We start from the raw sequence: 17,736 nt of genomic DNA, 5'->3' as shown, positions 1-17,736 counted from the left end.
TTCTTGAAACAACGGAAAAGGGCGCTAGAATGACTATTCTCACTGACCTTACGGGACGACCCGTAAGCGTATCTTTTAATAACGGGGACGACCCCATCTGGAGTCATATGTCCTGGTTAATTTTGCTGATTGCCGGTCTTCTGGAAGTTGTGTGGGCCGTTGGCCTGAAATATACCCACGGATTTAGTCGACTGGTGCCGAGCGTGATTACGGTCGTGGCGATGGTCGCCAGCGTTGCGCTGCTGTCATGGGCGATGAAAAGCCTGCCGGTAGGGACGGCGTATGCGGTCTGGACGGGAATTGGCGCGGTCGGCGCGGCGATAACGGGGATCCTGCTGCTGGGCGAGTCGGCAAGCCTGGCGCGTATCCTGAGCCTTGCGCTTATCGTGTGCGGGATTATCGGCCTGAAGCTCAGTACGCACTAAAAAAATGCCCGGCTCAGGCCGGTAATGCCAGTCAGTTAAGCGACTGACTGGCTGTTTTTCTCCAGGTTTTACTGTATTTCTGGGGCCTTTCTTTTACTGTTCGCGGGAAGGCTCTTTCCCTTCTTATCGGTAATTTCACCAACTGTCCCATGCTTTCAAGATCACGCATCAGCTCCGGGATACGACCTGGCGAAGCGCCCTGCAGAGTCATCAGCATTCGCATCACCATTCCACATGATTCTGAGAAGCTTAGCTGATTCGGCCAGTATCCCTTCAGGCTTCCCGCCATTTTAATCATCTGATATCTCACAAGATTATAGGCCAGTAACACTCCCCAGAGCTCCTGTTCTACAAGCTCTGGCTTTTTACTTCTCAGCGTCAGTCTGCTCAGTTGCATCGTCTGTTTTATCTCCCTGTAACCCAGTTCGATTTCCCACCGATGGCCGTACAGGTCTGCCATCTCACCGCCCGGGAAGCGCATTGCATCCGTCATTGACGTCAGCAGATGGCAGACTTTTCCTTTACGAGTGAACGTCAGCAGTCGCGCTGTTATTTCTTCACCCAGCTCCGGCCATTTTTTCCGTGCCTGCGGGCTGGTTTTCAGCGTGACCAGGTGATCGCCTTTACCCAGCTTTCTCTCCTCTTCATACTGTGCTCCCTTTTTCAGCGGGATCATCCAGTGCCGGTGTTCTCCCGCCAGGCTCCAGGCGTTCAGCAGACCCAGCGAGTAATAACCTTTATCCATCAAAGTCAGTGTGTTATCACCTGTCTGAGATATCAGCTGCTCTGCGAGTGCATTTTCGCTCTCTTTCATTGTGCCAAAGGCTGCAGCCGTGAGCAGATGGCTGGTCAGCTCCATCTGGCAGACCATTTTTACCTGCGGATAGAGTCCCGGTTTTCCGCCGTGTGTCTGACGCGGGAAGGCTGTATCATTTTCCGGCGTATCCTGTGTTCGCCAGACCACGCCATCCACGGCCAGCAGCGTCAGGCCGCACCAGTGTGGATGTGCCGTGGCTCCATGCCAGAGTTGTGCGGTTTGGGTGAATACACGGCGAACGGCCTCACTCCCCAGACGCTGGCGGGCCTGAATAACGGCACTGGGGGCGACGAAAGGACGGTCGCCCGGCAGCATGATATCCAGGCGATTAACAATCTGGTGAAGAGGCTCCTTACGCTCAAGCGCCATACCGACAATACACCAGACCATCATTTCCAGCGGCAGGCGGCGCTTGCGCAGGGTGACTGTGCCGGACTCAGCAAGGCAACGTGAGATAAGTTCAGGGTCGAGATAATCCCCTAAAGAAGTCAGTGGGTTACGCAAAGAATCGTAACGGGAAACAAGATCAAGAGCCTGTCCAATGTGCATAAAAAAATCCGGAAACGGGTGAGCATTTCCGGATTCTTACACAGCCACTGGATCGGTCAACCGATCCTTAACTGATCGGCATTACCGGCTCAGGCCGGGCATTTTGCGTTTAGATGAAGAGCACGCCAACCAGCGCGACAACGCTCAGGATGGCTGCCAGCCCGTAGAATACCCACTTACCGTTCGGTACGTGAATTTTCAGGTCGTGCATCGCATGGTGAATACGGTGCAGGCCGCACCACAGCGGCAGGACAATCATCAGGAAGATGAACGCGCGGCCGATGAAGCTCTGCGCGAACGCCATTACGCGCTCGTAGCTGAACGCGCCTTCCGGCGCCAGGCCCAACGGCAGCAGCAGGCCGACAATCAGCACGATAACCGGTGCGATAATTGCGCCCCACATACCGCCTGCGCCAAACAGGCCCCAGAATACCGGTTCGTCAGAACGTTTTGGATTTGGATTGATCATCAGGGTCTCCTTACCAGAACAGCGCCACAAACAGGACAACCACGGTCACGACCGCAGTCACCGCCCACAGCCCCTTAATCACCGGCTCAGGCCCCATTTTCTCGCCTTTAACAATGATATTGGCGGCTTTCGGCGCCAGCTCAAACCAGGTTTTGGTGTGCAATACCGCAGCAGCCAGGGTGATGAGGTTTAAGATCACCACAATCGGGTTTTGCAGGAAACCGACAAAACCTGCCCAGCTTTCCGGACCGTGCTTGAGCGCGAACAAGCCGTAAATCAGTACGATACTGAACCATACCGTCGGCACTGCCGTCCCTTCACGAATCATGTAGAAGCGATAAAAGGGCAGTTTTTTCCACCATGTGGACGTCATTGGCCGCACATAGGGTTTGCGTTTCGTCGTCATGTTGCACTCCTTAGCGTGGTTTCAGGGTAGCGATAAGAAAGTCTTTCGAACTTTCCACTTTCCCCTGCTGAATGGCAGCAGCCGGATCGACGTGCTTCGGACACACTTCCGAGCAGAAGCCGACGAACGTACAGCTCCATACGCCATTCTTGCCGTTCAGCTGTGGCATACGCTCTTTCTTGCCGTGGTCACGGCTGTCTTCGTTATAGCGGTGCGCCAGCGTAATCGCCGCCGGGCCGATAAACTCAGGGTTCAGACCAAACTGCGGGCACGCGGCATAGCACAGGCCGCAGTTGATGCACCCGGAGAACTGATGGTATTTCTCCATCTGCGCCGGGGTCTGCGTGTTCGGCCCCTGGTCCGGTGTGCGCGGGTTGCCGATAATGTAAGGCTTAATCGCTTCCAGGCTTTCGATAAAGTGGGTCATGTCGACCACCAGATCGCGTTCGATCGGGAAGTTGGCCAGCGCCTCAACCCTGATGCCCTTCGTGTAGTCGCGCAGGAAGGTTTTACAGGCCAGCTTCGGCACGTTGTTGACCATCATGCCGCAGGAGCCGCAGATAGCCATACGGCAGGACCAGCGGTAGCTCAGGTCAGGCGCGAGGTTATCTTTGATGTAACCCAGCGCATCCAGCAGCGACGTTTGCTCGTCATACGGTACTTCGTAAAACGCGCTATGAGGGGTGGTGTCCACTTCCGGGTTGTAACGCACCACCTCAATTTTCAGATTATTCATCTCAGCCATTCGCCGTCTCCTTCTTCTCGGCTGCTTCTGCTTCGGCACCGTACACGCGTTTTGCCGGCGGCAGCGTGGTGATCTTCACGTCGCTGTAGTCGAGGCGTGTTGTACCATCGGCATCGCGGAACGCGAGCGTGTGCTTGAGGAAATTGACGTCGTCGCGCTCGGTGCAACCTTCGTCCAGGCGCTGGTGCGCGCCGCGGGATTCTTTACGCGCCAGGGCGGAGTGCGCCATACACTCGGCGACGTTCAGACCGTGGCCCAGCTCAATAGTGTAGAGCAGGTCGGTGTTGAACACGCTGGAGGTGTCGGTAATGCGCACGCGCTTGAAGCGCTCCTGCAGTTCGGCCAGCTTATCGACGGTTTTTTGCATCAGCTCAGGCGTACGGTAGATACCGCAACCCTCTTCCATCGACAGACCCATTTCGTCGCGGATCTTCGCCCAGTTTTCGTTGCCTTCCTGGTTGACCAGCGCCTTCAGGCGTTTTTCAACGTCGGCAACCTGTGCGTCCAGCGCCGCGCCGTTGGCCTCGCCGGCCGTTGCGGCGCGTTCCATCGCGGATTCGCCCGCCAGGCGGCCAAACACCACCAGTTCTGCCAGCGAGTTGGAGCCAAGGCGGTTAGCGCCGTGCAGGCCGACGGAGGAGCATTCGCCAACGGCAAACAGGCCCGTAATCCGGCTTTCGCACTGCTGGTTGGTTTCAATGCCGCCCATGGTGTAGTGCGCGGTCGGACGTACCGGAATCGGCTCTTTGACCGGATCGACGCCGACGTAGGCTTTCGCCAGCTCGCAGATGAACGGCAGGCGTTCCAGCAGCTTTTTCTCGCCTAAATGGCGCAGGTCAAGGTGGACGACATCGCCGCGCGGCGTGGAGATAGTGTTGCCTTTACGCCACTCGTGCCAGAAGGCCTGAGAAACTTTGTCGCGCGGACCCAGTTCCATGTACTTGTTCTTCGGCTCGCCAAGCGGGGTTTCCGGGCCCATGCCGTAATCCTGCAGGTAGCGGTAGCCGTTTTTGTTCACCAGAATACCGCCTTCGCCGCGGCAGCCTTCGGTCATCAGGATACCGGAGCCCGGCAGACCGGTCGGGTGATACTGGACGAACTCCATGTCGCGCAGCGGAACGCCGTGGCTGAGCGCCATGCCCATACCGTCGCCGGTTACGATGCCGCCGTTGGTGTTATAGCGATAGACGCGGCCTGCGCCGCCGGTCGCCAGCACCACCGCGTTAGCGCGGATCTGCACCAGCGTGCCTTCCATCATGTTCATGGCGACAAGACCGCGTGCCTGGCCGTCATCCACCAGGATGTCCAGCACGAAGTGCTCGTCAAAACGCTGAATTTGTGGGAACTGCAGAGAAGTCTGGAAGAGGGTGTGGAGCATGTGGAAGCCGGTTTTATCTGCGGCAAACCAGGTGCGCTCGATTTTCATCCCCCCAAAGCGGCGGACGTTGACGCTACCGTCAGGTCGGCGGCTCCATGGGCATCCCCATTGTTCCAGCTGCGTCATCTCCGTTGGGCAGTGATGTACGAAGTAATCGACGACATCCTGCTCGCAAAGCCAGTCGCCGCCGGCGACGGTATCGTGGAAATGATATTCAAAGCTGTCATGGTCCTGAGCAACCGCCGCAGAGCCGCCTTCAGCGGCGACGGTGTGGCTGCGCATAGGATAGACCTTTGAAATCAATGCGATTTTAGCGTTGGGATTGGCCTGTGCTGCTGCAATAGCAGTACGTAATCCCGCGCCGCCAGCGCCTATAATGGCAAGATCGGCTTGAAAGGTTTGCACGACATTCCTCCAGATTGTTGTTATTTCGCAATGCGCATTACCAAAGGTAGTTCACTTACCAGCGGCAGCAATTGCGAAAGCGATTCCACTGCTCCTTTATGGGTAAAACAGTATATCCATAAGACTACGAGGGAAATTTGACGTGTTCGATTTTTTTAGCGTCCCGTCCGCCCGATTTATCACTGATTCTGATTAATTTAGTTACTAAACCAGGTCATTGTCGTTTATTAAGTGTCCAGGACGTGGTGATTATCTCTGTGCAAAATTTGTCTCACCGGACGCTTACGGGTAGACTTCGTGCCCTTGTCAGAAATCGGAGAGAATCACCATGAGCGAAACGGCAACCTGGCAGCCGAGCGCATCCATCCCAAACCTGTTGAAACGTGCGGCCATTATGGCGGAAATCCGCCGCTTCTTTGCTGACCGCGGCGTATTGGAGGTGGAGACGCCTTGCATGAGTCAGGCAACGGTAACCGATATTCATCTGGTGCCGTTTGAAACCCGTTTTGTCGGCCCCGGTCACTCGCAGGGGATGAATCTGTATCTGATGACCAGCCCGGAATACCACATGAAACGCCTGCTGGCGGCCGGATGCGGTCCGGTATTTCAGCTGTGCCGCAGCTTTCGCAATGAAGAGATGGGGCGCCACCACAATCCGGAATTCACCATGCTGGAGTGGTACCGCCCGCATTACGACATGTACCGGCTGATTAACGAAGTCGACGATCTGCTGCAGCAGGTGCTTGAGTGCCAGCCAGCGGAAAGCCTCTCCTATCAGCAGGCGTTTCAGCGTCACCTGGAGATAGACCCGCTGTCGGCGGACAAACCGCAGCTGCGCGAAGCGGCGGCAAAACTGGACCTGAGCAACGTGGCGGAGACGGAAGAGGACCGCGATACGCTGCTGCAGCTGCTGTTTGCGTTCGGCGTTGAGCCGCACATCGGCAAGGACCGGCCGACGTTTGTCTACCATTTCCCGGCAAGCCAGGCGTCGCTTGCGCAGATCAGCACCGAAGATCACCGGGTGGCGGAGCGTTTTGAGGTGTATTACAAAGGCATTGAGCTGGCGAATGGTTTCCACGAGCTGACCGACGCCCGCGAGCAGCAGCAGCGCTTTGAGCAGGACAACCGTAAGCGCGCCGCGCGCGGTCTGGTGCAGCAGCCCATCGACGTGAATCTGCTGGGCGCGCTGCAGGCGGGCCTGCCGGACTGCTCCGGCGTGGCGCTGGGCGTCGACCGTCTGGTGATGCTGGCGCTGGGCGCCGAGCAGCTTGCCGATGTGATTGCGTTTACCGTCGACAGGGCGTAACGGTTTCCCCTCTCCGGTGAGGAAGAGGGGATGCCGGGCGAGCGTTACAAACTTCCCGCCGGGCGGCTTCGCGCCGCCGATGCCAGCGTTCTCCCGCTCTTTCTGCCGTCCAGCGTTTCCAGACGCATCTGGAACGGCGGGAACGGCATATCAATACCGTGTTCGCGGAAGCCCGCCAGAATCAGCTGGTGGATCTCATGACGCAGCGGCATACGGTGCCCCATTTCGGCGGCGTAAATACGCAGCTCGAAAATCTGGATCCCCTGCTGCAGATCGACCAGGAATACCTCCGGCGCCGGGTTATCAATCACCAGCGAGCAGCGCTCCGCGGCCGTGTAGAGGATTTGCGTGACCTCTTCGCTGTTGGCGTCGGCAGGCGCCGGCACCGTCAGCACCACGCGGGTTACGGAGTCCGACAGCGACCAGTTAATGAACTGCTCGGTGATAAACGCCTTGTTGGGGACGATGATCTCTTTACGGTCCCAGTCGCTGATGGTCGTGGCGCGAGTATTGATTTTGGTGATGCTTCCCGTCAGATCGCGGATCGTCACGGTATCGCCGATACGAATCGGTTTTTCGAACAAGATGATCAGGCCCGAGATAAAGTTGGCGAAGATCTCCTGCAGGCCAAAACCTAACCCCACGCCGAGCGCCGCCACCAGCCACTGCAGTTTCGACCACTCAATGCCGATCATCGAGAAGCCGACCAGCCCGCCAATCAGCATCAGCAAATACTTGGTGATGGTGGTGATGGCATAGCCGGTGCCCGGCGTCAGACTCAGGTGCTGCAGCACGGCGAGCTCCAGCAGCGCCGGCAGGTTGCGCACCAGCTGGGTGGTGATGATAAACACCAGAATGGCGATCAGCACGGCGCCGAGGGTGATAGGTTCAATGCTCTCTACCCCCTGCACCGTGGAGGTAACGTCCCACAGGGAGATGTTTTCCAGGAAACCGAAGGCGGAATGAATTTCCGACCACAGCACAATGACCGAAACCAGCGCAATCAGCATCAGGATTGAGCGTACCAGCCGCAGCGACTGGGCGCTGATGGTGTCGAGGTCAACTTCGCCGATGTCCGTTTCCGCTGAGCCTTCAGGGCTGCTGCTATGATGCGGTTCGTCCTCGCCACGGGCGCGCTGCGCCAGCATTTCGGCGCGGCGGTGCTTGGCGCGATCGAAGGCCAGACGTCGGCGCTGAATCAGCATCCAGCGGCGGATAACGTGGTAAATCACCAGCAGCAGGAACCAGATGGCGACGGAGGTCTCAAGGCGCGTCAGCAGCGCCTGGGCCGTGGCGAGATAGCCTACGGCCGCCGCGAGCATGGCCGCCAGCGGCGCGCCCAGCAGCAGATTCCACAGCAGCCGGTTAATCATGTTCTCGCTATTTCCCTCTTTGTCATGGAATAGAGGAATACCGGCGTGCTTCAGGCTGAGCGTGACCACCGTAAGGGCGCCGCAGATCAGCATAAAGCACAGGCGGCCCAGCGAGGCGGAGAACTCCCGATCGTTGAGTTTATCGAACGTAATCAGCGCCATAATGAGCGGCACGATAAGGCCGATGCTCATCAGGTAGTAGCGCATGGCGCGGCCAACGCGATTGCGCGGCCAGCCGAAATGGGCGATGAACAGCCCGTTGGGGCGGGCGAACGTCGCGCAGATCATCACCACCCACAGCAGCGGCACCGTGGCCGTGACGCTGTCGCCAATCGCGACCGCCAGCGGGTACGGCCAGGCTTCTTGTAAACCGTAGCCCAGCGTCATCCACAGTACCGGCAGCGGCGACGCGACCAGTATCGACCAGAACACGGTACGCAGCGTCAGCCAGAAGTGATCCTGCGTCACTTTACCGACGCGGGCGCTGGAGCGCTCAAGGAAGCGGGTAAAGTGCTTGCGCGAGCTGATGCTAAAGCCGACCAGAATCAGCGCGGCGAAAAATGGCAGCAGCGTCTCCTTGCTGGTCAGCATCATGACCGACGCTTTACCCAGCTGGCTGAAGGTATCCAGCGAGATAAGGCGGCGCAGATCCTGGACAATTTGCAGCGGCCAGGCAAACGAGATAGGGCTGACGTCCGAAGTCCAGAACAGATAGCGGTGGGTCGCCTCATTGATTTCCCGTAGCGCGTCTTCCAGCTGGCCGTTGGCGACCTTCAGCTTGGTCAGCTCAAGGAGCAGCGTGTCGCCGCCCTGCAGCAGCGAATTGAGCAGTTCGCGCTGGGTGTTGAGTTGGGCGTCAAGAATGCGCGTCTCTTCGGCGGTCAGCGGCTGGCCGTCGGTCTGGTTCGCCTGGCGCAGCTGGGCCTGTTTGTTCAGCAAATCCTCATAGCGCAGGCGGTGAACGCGCAGCTGCGCCATTTCGGTATCCAGCTGCTGCGGTTTGGGGATTTCCGGCAGGCGCGCCACCTGGGCGCGCAGCGCTTCGCCGAGCAGGTTTGACGATCCCAGCCACTGCGACTGCTCGCGCAGCGTGTTGAGCGCCTGGCGAACCTGCAGGGTCTGATTGGTGGCCTGACGCTGCTGGGAGGCGACGAGATCCATGCGCTGGGCCTGCTGGTTCAGCGCCTGGGAGAGCTCGCGGTTTACCCGGAACTGGGCGACGATGCCGGCGGGTAGGTTAGCGCTGTTTTCCGCCAGCAGCTCCGTGCTTTCCAGCGCTTTTTCAGCTTCGCGCTGGCGCAGGCTGTTGAGCTGGTTGCGCAGCGCCTGCAGGTAGGCGTCCAGCTGTTCGCTCTGCTTTTGCGCCAGCTCCGAGCGCATCCGCGCCAGCTCCTGGCGGTTGTTGGCGGAAAGCTGGGCCAGCTCCAGTTCGTTGACCTGCGCTTTCAGCTTTGCGGATTCGGCCTGCAGACTGAAGTTCTGCGCCTGGGCGAGCGCTGAGCTGCCGGTCTGCGCGCCGCTGCGGCGTTCGACGTCGTTAAGCTGGCGGCGGGTATCGGTTTGCTGCTGCGGCAGCTGGCTTAAGGAGTCGGCGATTTCGCGGGCGCGCTCCTGCTCCTGCTGGGCCAGACGGCTTGTTTCCAGCAGCTGGCTGCTGACCTGCAGGATCTCCTGATTCAGCGCGTCGGTGCTCATCCCGGCAGGAACCTGCCGCGGCTCTTCGCGCAGATTGTTGAGCTGGGTGCGAAGCGTCTGGGAGAGTTTGGGGAAGTTATCGATAACCTGCTGATATTGCGCCGTGCGCTCGAGAGAACCTTTGCGTTCTTCGAGCGCATTGAGCGCGGACTGAAGCGCCTCGACGGCTTCCGGCTGTGCGGGCTTGGCCGCCTTCGCCTGTTCCAGTTCCTGGGTTATCTGTTTGGCATCGGGGGCGGTCGCTGCGTACGCCCCCAGGCTGAGGCACCAGGCCATCAGGAAAGTGATAATCAGGCGCACGTCAGTCGACCCTTATGGTTAGCCTTCGTCTTTGTCTGCGTCTTCCGCCTGTGGTGCAGGCTCAGCGTCCGGTGTTGCTACGGCTTCGCTGGCGATAGCCAGCGGCTGCCCGATGCGGGTCACCGACATATCCTTCGCGGAATCCACCAGCTGTACTTTACCCGGCGCAAACAGGTTGATAACCGTTGAGCCCAGCTTAAAGCGGCCCATTTCCTGGCCTTTCAGCAGCGCCACAGAGCCTTCGCTTTCGCCAGCAGGCCACGTCCAGCGTTTGATAACGCCTTCGCGCGGCGGCGTGATGGTGCCTGCCCAGACGGTTTCGATGCTGCCAACGATAGTCGCACCGACCAGAATCTGCGCCATCGGGCCAAACTCAGTATCGAACAGGCAAATGACGCGCTCGTTACGCGCAAACAGATTGGGAACGTTCTGCGCCGTCAGGATGTTAACGGAGAACAGATCGCCCGGCACGTAGATCATTTCACGCAGGATGCCGTTGCACGGCATGTGAACGCGATGATAGTCGCGCGGCGACAGGTAGGTGGTGGCGAAAGTACCGTTGCGGAACAGGTCCGCCATCAGATAGTTGCCTGCCAGCAGCGCTTCCAGGGAGTAGTTATGTCCTTTGGCCTGCAGAATCTTGTCGTCTTCGATGCGGCCCAGCTGGTTCAGGGTGCCGTCGGCCGGCATGACCAGCACGTTCGGGTCGGTATTCACCGGACGAACGTCTTCACGCAGCGGGCGTACGAAAAAGTCGTTAAAGGTGCGATAGCTGGCGGTATCCGGCTTCTGCGCCTCTTTCATATCGACCTTATAGCATTTGACGAACAGGTCGATCGCCAGCTTTGTCAGCCAGCCCGCCCGCTTGCTCGCGCCCCAGCCAGCGAGACGCGTCAGCCACAGCTTCGGCAGAATGTATTGCAGCGAAAGTTTGAATGAATTTAACAAAGTAGCCTCCAGGCCATTGTTGTGTCACTACAGGTTCTTATCCGAACCTTTTAAAAAAGGGGCCGATTCTATCGACGTTCAGCTTAAATGTCAGTCGTCGGTTTCAGAAAAGCTTTTACGCGTTTTTACCTGCGCCATGCTTTCCAGAATACGGTGATAGTTTTCAAAACGGCTCTCGGCGATAGCGCCATTTTCCACCGCTTCGCGAATCGCGCAACCGGGATCGTTGTCGTGTTTGCAGTCGCGATATTTGCAGGTGCCTAAATAGTCATGGAATTCGACAAAACCGTGGGTGATTTGTTCCGGCTCAAGGTGCCAGAGTCCGAACTCGCGCACGCCGGGGGAGTCAATCACGTCGCCGCCGTGCGGGAAGTGGTACAGGCGCGCCGCCGTGGTGGTGTGCTGACCCAGACCGGAGACGCCGGAGACGTCGTTAGTCAGGATCTGGTCGTCCTGCAGGCCCAACAACGCATTCAGCAGGCTGGATTTTCCGACGCCAGACTGGCCGGCAAAAATGCTGATGCGGTCGGTCAGCGCGTCTTCCAGCGGCTTTAGCCCGTCCTGGGTCTGGCTGGACACCATCAGCACGCGATAGCCGATATCGCGGTAGATATCCATTTGCTCATTCACGAAGTCCATGCCGTCGTCATCCAGCAGATCGATTTTATTTAGCACGATCAGCGGCTCGACGCTGAGGGTTTCGCAGGCGACAAGATAGCGATCGATAATATTCAGCGACAGCTCCGGCAGAATAGCGGAGACGATGACAATCTGATCGATGTTGGCGGCGATCGGCTTGACGCCGTCATAGAAGTCCGGGCGCGTCAGTACCGACGTGCGCTCATGCACGGCTTCGACGATGCCCTTAACGTTTACGCCTTCTGCGGCCGCTTTGCCGGGACGCCAGACCACGCGATCGCCGGTAACCAGCGAGCGAATGGTGCGGCGAATGTTGCAGCGGTGCACGTCGCCGTCGGTGGACTCCACATCGGCGTGCATGCCAAAGCGGCTGATGACGATACCTTCGGACGCTTCGCCGAACAGGTTGTCATCGAAATCGGCCTTCTCCGAAGTCGTTTTAAGACGGCGCTGGTGGTTCGCTTTCACCCGGCGCTGCTGACCTTTGGAGAGTTTATTTTTACTCAATCGTGATGGCTCCTGGTCGCCCTGAATGGGCAAAACCTCTATGATACACGCAATTTTATACTAATTAACCAGATGTGCCTGGTTAAGCGAGAAGGGTGGAAAATAGCATGAGTGCAGATGAAAACAACCTGATTTGGATCGATCTTGAAATGACCGGTCTCGATCCCGAGCGCGATCGCATTATTGAGATCGCGACGCTGGTGACTGACGCTAACCTGAACATCCTGGCCGAAGGGCCGACTATCGCTGTGCATCAGTCTGATGAACAACTGGCGCTGATGGACGACTGGAACGTGCGCACGCATACCGGCAGCGGCCTGGTCGAGCGCGTCAAAGCCAGCGCCATAGACGACCGCGCGGCCGAGCTTGCGACCATTGAGTTCCTGAAGCAGTGGGTACCGGCCGGAAAATCGCCTATCTGCGGCAACAGCATCGGCCAGGACCGTCGGTTCCTGTTTAAGTACATGCCGGAGCTGGAGGCGTACTTCCATTACCGCTATCTGGATGTCAGCACGCTAAAAGAGCTGGCGCGTCGCTGGAAGCCGGAAATCCTCGACGGCTTTAAAAAGCAGGGCACTCACCAGGCGATGGACGATATCCGCGAATCGGTGGCGGAATTAGCGTACTACCGCGAGAATTTCATCAAGCTGTAATTTTTGCGCCCGGCGAGCTTGCGCAGCCGGGTTTTTGCCGCTAAATTGTGCTCTTTGCTGATTAATTCAGCACTCAAACGAAAAACATAAAAAATTGCGTTTGAGGGGGTTGCAGCTAAAAGGATTTCTCGTATAATGCGCCTCCCGTAACGACACAGAATTACACGTTACGACAGCAACAAATTTGCGGGAATAGCTCAGTTGGTAGAGCACGACCTTGCCAAGGTCGGGGTCGCGAGTTCGAGTCTCGTTTCCCGCTCCAAAATTTGAAAAGTGTCGCAAGACACGGACCACCCAAGCGGGAATAGCTCAGTTGGTAGAGCACGACCTTGCCAAGGTCGGGGTCGCGAGTTCGAGTCTCGTTTCCCGCTCCAAATTTCTACACTCTCTCCTGATATCCACAGCGTAATACTGCGCCGGGGACGTTTCCTTTTGCGACTGACACACTCTTGTGAACAGAGTTATCCACAGGCTGTAATACCATTCCGAAAAACGAAATTGCTTCAAGTTGTTAATAGTATTTTCATAACAAATTGAAATTTAACAATAAATTTTGATTTCAAATTGTTAATCCGATCACTTGACGAATTTCTGCGCCTTGAATCTCAATGTGTTTTTATTTTTACTCACAGGCTGTGAATGATTCAGGCGTCTCTCGGCAGTCCCTTTTCGATGACCCTGACCAGACGCTGTTTCTGCGGCAGCTGTACCTCCACCACGCAGGCATTGCGCTTCTCAATTTGCTGCGCAAGCGCCCAGTCTATGTGCTCGTCGAGAAGTGGGTGCTCACCTTTGCGGCTCTCCAGCGCCTGAATGTTGGCGTCATCCCACGGCGCATTGCCCAGCGCCACGGCGATATTGCGCAGCCAGCGCAGATGGCCGATGCGGCGGATGGCGGACCCTTCCGTAACCTTGAGAAACCAGGCTTCGCTCCAGCTAAACAGCTCGATGAGCGCTGGCGCGTGCAGGGCCTTGCGGGGCGCGAAATCGTCTTCGTCGGTGAGCTGCGAATAGCGGTTCCACGGACAAATCAGCTGGCAGTCGTCGCAGCCGTAGATGCGGTTGCCGATAAGCGGACGAAACTCCTCCGGGATAGCGCCTTCCAGTTCGATAGTCAGGTAAGAGATACAGCGGCGGGCGTCGACGGTGTAGGGCTCGACGATAGCGCCGGTCGGGCAGATGGTCATACAGGCCACGCAGCGGCCGCAGCCTTCCTCCACGGGGCTATCAACGGGCAGAGGCAGGTCGATAAGCAGTTCGCCGAGAAAAAAGAACGATCCGGCGTCGCGGCTGAGGATAAGTGAGTGCTTACCTGTCCAGCCAAGCCCGGCTTTTTCCGCCAGTGGGCGCTCAAGTACAGGCGCAGAATCAACAAAAGGTCTAAAATTCAGCGAGGCATACTGTTCCTGGATCATCTCGCCGAGTTTTTTAAGGCGGTTACGCAACAGCTTATGATAATCACGGCCGAGGGCATAACGGCTGACGTAGCCGAGCGCGGGGTTTTTCAGGGTACGGGCAAACGCGGCGTTGGCGGGCAGATAGTTCATGCGCACGCTGATGACGCGAAGCGTACCTGGCAGCAGTTCATGAGGGCGCGCGCGCATCATCCCGTGTCGCGCCATCCACTCCATCTCGCCATGGTACTGTTTGTCCAGCCACGCCTGGAGCTTAGGCTCGCTGGCGCTCAGATCGGTATCGGCGATGCCGACCTGCTGAAAGCCCAGTTCAGTACCCCATTGTTTGATTTGTTGCGCTAACTGATTGAGATCGAGGGGCTGTGACATGACGGACCATACATTGACGAGAAACCCCATCAGTATACCACATACCATCTGGCCTGCGGACGACCTGCGTCGCGCTGAAAAAGAGGCGGCAGATGCGCTGGGGCTAACGCTGTATGAACTGATGCTGCGCGCCGGCGAGGCGGCCTTCGGGGTCGCGCGCGCCGCGTGGCCTGACGCTACGCGCTGGCTTATCCTCTGCGGCCACGGCAACAACGGCGGCGACGGCTACGTGGCGGCGCGTCTGGCGCAGGCGGCGGGCGTCGACGTCACGCTGCTGGCGCTGGAGAGCGATAAACCGCTGCCGGAAGAAGCGGCCCATGCGCGCGAGGCGTGGCTGAACGCCGGCGGCGTGATTCATTCGGACGATATTGAATGGCCAGACGCTGTCGACCTGATTATCGACGCGCTGCTCGGTACCGGGCTGCAAAGCGCCCCGCGCCCGCAGGTCGCGGCGCTTATCGCCCGCGCCAATGCGCATCCCGCGCCGGTGCTGGCTCTTGATATTCCCTCCGGGCTGATGGCCCAGACCGGCGCGACGCCTGGCGCGGTTATTGAAGCGACGCATACCGTCACCTTTATCGCCCTGAAGCCGGGGCTGCTGACCGGCAAAGCCCGGGACGTCACCGGCACGCTGCACTGCCACGCGCTGGGCCTGGAGCGCTGGCTGGACGCGCAGTCGCCCGATATTATCCGCCTTGACGCCAGCCAGCTTGGCCGCTGGCTGACGCCCCGGCGTCCGACATCGCATAAAGGCGATCACGGGCGTCTGGTGATTATCGGCGGCGATAGCGGCACCGCAGGGGCGATTCGTATGGCGGGAGAGGCGGCGCTGCGCACGGGCGCCGGGCTGGTCAGGGTGCTCACGCGGCTGGAAAACGTCGGGCCGCTTGTGACCGCGCGCCCTGAGCTGATGGTGGACGAGCTGACGCCGCAGAGCCTTGATGCGGCGCTGGCGTGGGCGGACGTCGTGGTGATTGGCCCCGGGCTTGGGCAGCAGGCGTGGGGAAAACAGGCGCTGCGAAAAGTGGAATCCTGCCGTAAACCCATGCTCTGGGACGCCGACGCGCTGAACCTTCTGGCATTCAATCCCGATAAACGTCACAATCGCGTGCTGACGCCGCATCCCGGCGAAGCCGCCCGTTTGCTGAACTGCAGCGTGGCAGAAATTGAAAGCGATCGCTTACTTTCTGCACACCGTCTGGTAAAACGGTACGGCGGGGTGGTGGTGCTGAAAGGCGCGGGCACGGTGGTGGCCGCAAAAGCGCAGCCGACCGCCATTATCGATGCGGGAAATGCCGGTATGGCGAGCGGCGGGATGGGGGATGTGCTGTCCGGCATCATTGGCGCATTGCTTGGGCAGAAGTTCTCCCCGTATGATGCAGCGTGCGCCGGCTGTGTGGCGCACGGCGCGGCGGCCGACAGGCTGGCGGCCCGTTTCGGCACCCGCGGTATGCTGGCGACCGATCTTTTTTCCACGCTCAGGCGTGTTGTTAACCCGGATGTGATTGACGTAAACCATGATTAATCGAGTGATTCCTTTACCCGACGAGCAGGCAACTTTAGATCTTGGCAACCGCCTGGCGAAGGCCTGCGACGGCGCGACCGTTATTTATCTGTATGGTGATTTGGGTGCGGGAAAAACCACCTTCAGCCGCGGCTTCCTGCAGGCGCTGGGACATAAAGGCAACGTCAAGAGCCCTACCTACACGTTGGTCGAACCCTATACCCTGGAAAATCTGATGGTGTATCACTTCGACCTGTATCGTCTTGCGGATCCAGAGGAGCTCGAATTTATGGGGATCCGCGACTATTTTGCCAACGATGCCATTTGCCTGGTGGAATGGCCGCAACAGGGCGCGGGTGTGCTGCCTGAACCGGATGTCGAAATTCACTTAGCTTACCAGGCGCAAGGGCGAGAGGCGCGCGTAACGGCGGTCTCCTCACTGGGTGAGTCTTTACTGGCGCGTATGGCCAGATAACCTGAGGGATGGCGGGATGATGTATCGCGTTAAAAGCTGGTTGGCCGCAGGTCTTATGCTGCTCTGCCTACAGGCAACAGCAGCAAGTTTATCCGACATTCAGGTTTCAAACGGAGAGAAACAGGCCCGTATCACCTTTAGCTTCACCGGCGATCCGGAATATGCCTTTTCCCAGAGCGACAAACGCAGCGTCGCGCTGGATATTAAACAAACCGGCGTGATTCAGGGGCTGCCGCTGCGCTTTAGCGGGGATAACCTGGTGAAAAGCATCCGCTCCGGCACGCCGAAGGACGATCAGTCCCTGCGGCTGGTGGTGGACCTGACCGAAAACGGTAAAACCCGCGCGGTGAAGCAGCAAAACGGCAGCAACTACATGGTGGTGTTTACCATTAATGCCGATGCCCCGCCGCCTCCTCCTCCTCCGCCGCCGGTGGTAGCGAAACGCGTGGAAGAGCCGGTCGTCGCGCCGCGTCCGGTCGAACCGGCGCGCAACCCGTTTAAATCGCCCGATGAGCGCATCACCAGCGTGACCAGCAGCAGTCCGGCGACGCGCCCGGCCGCCCGTACCCGAGCCGTCAGCGGCGATAAGGTGATTATCGCGATTGACGCCGGACACGGTGGTCAGGACCCCGGGGCTATTGGTCCTGGCGGTACGAAAGAGAAAAACGTCACCATCGCCATTGCCCGCAAGCTGCGCGCCATGCTCAACGACGACCCGATGTTCAAGGGCGTCATGACCCGCGACGGCGACTATTTTATCTCGGTAATGGGGCGCTCCGACGTGGCGCGTAAGCAAAACGCCAACTTCCTCGTCTCCATTCACGCTGATGCCGCGCCGAACCGCGATGCGACCGGCGCTTCCGTCTGGGTATTGTCCAACCGCCGCGCCAACAGCGAGATGGCCGGCTGGCTGGAGCAGCACGAGAAGCAGTCCGAGCTGCTGGGCGGGGCGGGCGACGTGCTGGCCAACAGCCAGGCGGACCCTTACCTGAGCCAGGCGGTACTGGATTTGCAGTTCGGCCATTCGCAGCGCGTCGGGTATGATGTGGCGGTTGATGTGCTGGGCCAGCTGGAGCGGGTCGGGAGTTTGCATAAACGTCGCCCTGAGCATGCCAGCCTGGGTGTTTTACGTTCGCCGGATATTCCGTCCATCCTCGTCGAGACCGGATTTATCAGCAATAACAGCGAAGAGCGCCTGCTGGCGAGCGATGAGTACCAGCAGCAGGTGGCCCAGGCGATTTACAGCGGCCTGCAGAAATACTTTGAGACGCATCCGCTGCAGTCCGGGCCGCGCGGCGAAGGCGCGCAAACGGCCAGCGCCGCCGGGCCGGGCGGGTCGATAATTAACTAAGGAGTTC

15 protein-coding genes and 2 tRNA genes are annotated in these 17,736 nt (G+C 58.7%); 8 read left to right on the top strand and 9 right to left on the bottom strand.

Annotated features, from left to right (window positions below; translation table 11 throughout):
* Positions 1 to 107 precede the first annotated feature (107 nt).
* On the top strand, positions 108 to 425 hold the full coding sequence (gene sugE / locus ENTCL_RS19985) for a quaternary ammonium compound efflux SMR transporter SugE (protein WP_044612021.1): 318 nt from the start codon (positions 108 to 110) through the stop codon (positions 423 to 425).
* A gap of 31 nt (positions 426 to 456) precedes the next feature.
* Here the strand turns inward: sugE and ENTCL_RS19980 are convergent, their stop codons facing one another.
* The 5 genes from ENTCL_RS19980 to frdA all read right to left on the bottom strand — a co-directional run bounded on the left by ENTCL_RS19980 (position 457) and on the right by frdA (position 5,194).
* On the bottom strand, positions 457 to 1,791 hold the full coding sequence (locus tag ENTCL_RS19980; protein ID WP_013364229.1) for an IS4 family transposase: 1,335 nt from the start codon (positions 1,789 to 1,791) through the stop codon (positions 457 to 459).
* 109 nt (positions 1,792 to 1,900) lie between these two features.
* Positions 1,901 to 2,260 carry a fumarate reductase subunit FrdD gene (gene frdD, locus ENTCL_RS19975; protein ID WP_013367956.1) on the bottom strand — a complete coding sequence of 120 codons (360 nt, stop codon included), beginning with the start codon at positions 2,258 to 2,260 and terminating at the stop codon, positions 1,901 to 1,903.
* Positions 2,261 to 2,270: 10 nt separating this feature from the next.
* Positions 2,271 to 2,666 (bottom strand): fumarate reductase subunit FrdC, encoded by a 396-nt coding sequence (gene frdC / locus ENTCL_RS19970; protein WP_013367955.1) that lies wholly within the window; start codon positions 2,664 to 2,666, stop codon positions 2,271 to 2,273.
* Positions 2,667 to 2,676: 10 nt separating this feature from the next.
* A complete protein-coding gene (locus ENTCL_RS19965) occupies positions 2,677 to 3,411 on the bottom strand; it encodes a succinate dehydrogenase/fumarate reductase iron-sulfur subunit (RefSeq protein WP_013367954.1) in 735 nt (244 codons plus the stop codon).
* Complete coding sequence (gene frdA / locus ENTCL_RS19960) at positions 3,404 to 5,194, bottom strand: fumarate reductase (quinol) flavoprotein subunit (RefSeq protein ID WP_013367953.1); 1,791 nt, start codon at positions 5,192 to 5,194, stop codon at positions 3,404 to 3,406. Before frdA ends, ENTCL_RS19965 begins: the two co-directional genes overlap by 8 nt.
* 328 nt (positions 5,195 to 5,522) lie before the next feature.
* On the opposite strand from frdA, the gene epmA reads away from it, so the two are divergent.
* Positions 5,523 to 6,500: an elongation factor P--(R)-beta-lysine ligase gene (gene epmA, locus ENTCL_RS19955; RefSeq protein ID WP_013367952.1), complete on the top strand. Its 978-nt coding sequence runs from the start codon at positions 5,523 to 5,525 to the stop codon at positions 6,498 to 6,500.
* Between the two features lie 44 nt (positions 6,501 to 6,544).
* On the opposite strand, the gene mscM is transcribed toward epmA, so the two are convergent.
* The 3 genes from mscM to rsgA all read right to left on the bottom strand — a co-directional run bounded on the left by mscM (position 6,545) and on the right by rsgA (position 11,962).
* Complete coding sequence (mscM, locus tag ENTCL_RS19950) at positions 6,545 to 9,868, bottom strand: miniconductance mechanosensitive channel MscM (protein WP_013367951.1); 3,324 nt, start codon at positions 9,866 to 9,868, stop codon at positions 6,545 to 6,547.
* A gap of 18 nt (positions 9,869 to 9,886) precedes the next feature.
* Complete coding sequence (asd, locus tag ENTCL_RS19945) at positions 9,887 to 10,816, bottom strand: archaetidylserine decarboxylase (protein WP_013367950.1); 930 nt, start codon at positions 10,814 to 10,816, stop codon at positions 9,887 to 9,889.
* 90 nt (positions 10,817 to 10,906) lie between these two features.
* Positions 10,907 to 11,962, bottom strand: a complete 1,056-nt coding sequence (rsgA, locus tag ENTCL_RS19940) for a small ribosomal subunit biogenesis GTPase RsgA (protein ID WP_013367949.1) — start codon at positions 11,960 to 11,962, stop codon at positions 10,907 to 10,909.
* Positions 11,963 to 12,069: 107 nt separating this feature from the next.
* On the opposite strand from rsgA, the gene orn reads away from it, so the two are divergent.
* The 3 genes from orn to ENTCL_RS19925 all read left to right on the top strand — a co-directional run bounded on the left by orn (position 12,070) and on the right by ENTCL_RS19925 (position 12,989).
* A complete protein-coding gene (orn, locus tag ENTCL_RS19935) occupies positions 12,070 to 12,615 on the top strand; it encodes an oligoribonuclease (protein ID WP_013367948.1) in 546 nt (181 codons plus the stop codon).
* Positions 12,616 to 12,801: 186 nt separating this feature from the next.
* Positions 12,802 to 12,877: transfer RNA gene (locus ENTCL_RS19930), tRNA-Gly, on the top strand.
* 36 nt (positions 12,878 to 12,913) lie between these two features.
* Positions 12,914 to 12,989 (top strand) — tRNA-Gly (locus ENTCL_RS19925).
* A 270-nt stretch (positions 12,990 to 13,259) separates the two neighbouring features.
* Here ENTCL_RS19925 and queG read toward each other — a convergent pair.
* Positions 13,260 to 14,399, bottom strand: coding sequence for a tRNA epoxyqueuosine(34) reductase QueG (gene queG, locus ENTCL_RS19920; protein ID WP_013367947.1), 1,140 nt, complete (start codon positions 14,397 to 14,399; stop codon positions 13,260 to 13,262).
* Between queG and nnr the strand changes: the two genes are divergently transcribed.
* The 3 genes from nnr to amiB are packed head-to-tail and all read left to right on the top strand — an operon-like array spanning position 14,398 to position 17,729.
* Positions 14,398 to 15,924: a bifunctional ADP-dependent NAD(P)H-hydrate dehydratase/NAD(P)H-hydrate epimerase gene (gene nnr, locus ENTCL_RS19915; protein ID WP_044612020.1), complete on the top strand. Its 1,527-nt coding sequence runs from the start codon at positions 14,398 to 14,400 to the stop codon at positions 15,922 to 15,924. The two genes, queG and nnr, sit on opposite strands and share 2 nt — an antisense overlap.
* Complete coding sequence (gene tsaE, locus ENTCL_RS19910) at positions 15,917 to 16,378, top strand: tRNA (adenosine(37)-N6)-threonylcarbamoyltransferase complex ATPase subunit type 1 TsaE (RefSeq protein ID WP_013367945.1); 462 nt, start codon at positions 15,917 to 15,919, stop codon at positions 16,376 to 16,378. The genes nnr and tsaE overlap by 8 nt, the downstream gene beginning before the upstream one ends.
* Positions 16,379 to 16,394: 16 nt before the next feature.
* Positions 16,395 to 17,729: an N-acetylmuramoyl-L-alanine amidase AmiB gene (gene amiB / locus ENTCL_RS19905; RefSeq protein ID WP_013367944.1), complete on the top strand. Its 1,335-nt coding sequence runs from the start codon at positions 16,395 to 16,397 to the stop codon at positions 17,727 to 17,729.
* Positions 17,730 to 17,736 lie beyond the last annotated feature (7 nt).

It is taken from the genome of [Enterobacter] lignolyticus SCF1, assembly GCF_000164865.1.
Lineage (GTDB): Bacteria > Pseudomonadota > Gammaproteobacteria > Enterobacterales > Enterobacteriaceae > Enterobacter_B > Enterobacter_B lignolyticus.
The sequence above is the reverse complement of the archived record's forward strand: the minus strand, read 5'-3'. Positions and strand labels throughout refer to the sequence as shown.

Bases quoted from the DNA above. Each gene is read 5' to 3' on its own strand.
- nnr (WP_044612020.1), top strand. From the start codon at position 14,398: ATGACGGACCATACATTGACGAGAAACCCCATCAGTATACCACATACC.
- queG (WP_013367947.1), bottom strand. From the start codon at position 14,399: ATGTCACAGCCCCTCGATCTCAATCAGTTAGCGCAACAAATCAAACAA.
- tsaE (WP_013367945.1), top strand. From the start codon at position 15,917: ATGATTAATCGAGTGATTCCTTTACCCGACGAGCAGGCAACTTTAGAT.
- epmA (WP_013367952.1), top strand. From the start codon at position 5,523: ATGAGCGAAACGGCAACCTGGCAGCCGAGCGCATCCATCCCAAACCTG.
- amiB (WP_013367944.1), top strand. From the start codon at position 16,395: ATGATGTATCGCGTTAAAAGCTGGTTGGCCGCAGGTCTTATGCTGCTC.
- frdD (WP_013367956.1), bottom strand. From the start codon at position 2,260: ATGATCAATCCAAATCCAAAACGTTCTGACGAACCGGTATTCTGGGGC.
- ENTCL_RS19980 (WP_013364229.1), bottom strand. From the start codon at position 1,791: ATGCACATTGGACAGGCTCTTGATCTTGTTTCCCGTTACGATTCTTTG.
- sugE (WP_044612021.1), top strand. From the start codon at position 108: ATGTCCTGGTTAATTTTGCTGATTGCCGGTCTTCTGGAAGTTGTGTGG.
- frdC (WP_013367955.1), bottom strand. From the start codon at position 2,666: ATGACGACGAAACGCAAACCCTATGTGCGGCCAATGACGTCCACATGG.
- ENTCL_RS19965 (WP_013367954.1), bottom strand. From the start codon at position 3,411: ATGGCTGAGATGAATAATCTGAAAATTGAGGTGGTGCGTTACAACCCG.
- orn (WP_013367948.1), top strand. From the start codon at position 12,070: ATGAGTGCAGATGAAAACAACCTGATTTGGATCGATCTTGAAATGACC.